Genomic DNA, 767 nt, shown 5'->3' on the forward strand with positions numbered 1-767 from the left:
CATCCTGCGGGAGAGGCCCGCTCGTCTCATCTCAGCCCGTACCCCGTGGCAAGAACCTCATGACCCACAACAACTAGCGTGCGGCGCATGAGCGGGGGTGCGCAGTCCGTCAGCGTCCGTGTGCATGGGGACTCGATTCTGGGGCAGGAGTGCCTGAAATCCATGATGTGGCCATGGAGTGTGGAGCGGCTCGGGTTGCCCTGTGTCGGTCTGTCGTGGGGGGTGCCGGGGGAGACGTTCAAGGTGCAGGGTGCCTATGCCCAGGAGCCGGTCCGGTATGAGGATCTCAACTTCCAGGAGATCGGTCTCGTGGGGGAGGACTTCGGCCGCGGGCGGCCGGCGTGGCCGGACCGGTGCTTCTCCCTCGAGCTGTTCCCGGAGTATTCCCCCGAGGTGGCGTGGCTTCGCCTGCGGGTGGTGGAGGAGGCAGGGGCGCAGGAGTTCCGAGCCCAGGTCACGTTGCGTCCCCGTTCGCAGGGCAGAGGCTGCCAGGCCGACCTCGACTGGTGGGAGTCTCGACTCGGAGCTCTTCCAGCCCAGATGAGGGAATGGGCTCGGTCCTGATCCGCTCCTAGGGGTCAGGGACCCGGGCCCTCCTTCGTCCCGGGGATGCGCACGTTTCGGACGGGGCCCCGGCGGTGCAGGGGTCTCTCTGGGTCCGTGTCCAGTCGGGTATACCCCTTTACACGCCGGTCAAGTCCCTGGAAGTGGTGTAGCCGTCTTCGAGGTTGTAGGGGGCTTGTACCTGTCAGGTCTGCAGGGTCGGC

The 767-nt window shown here is 66.6% G+C and carries 1 protein-coding gene; it reads left to right on the forward strand.

Translation table 11 applies throughout. The features are described 5' to 3' along the window. Positions 1–87 precede the first annotated feature (87 nt). Complete coding sequence (locus KVS67_RS11525; RefSeq protein ID WP_101966244.1) at positions 88–564, forward strand: hypothetical protein; 477 nt, start codon at positions 88–90, stop codon at positions 562–564. Positions 565–767: the final 203 nt, after the last annotated feature.

The organism is Micrococcus sp. GbtcB5 (assembly GCF_019091605.1).
Classification (GTDB): domain Bacteria; phylum Actinomycetota; class Actinomycetes; order Actinomycetales; family Micrococcaceae; genus Micrococcus; species Micrococcus luteus.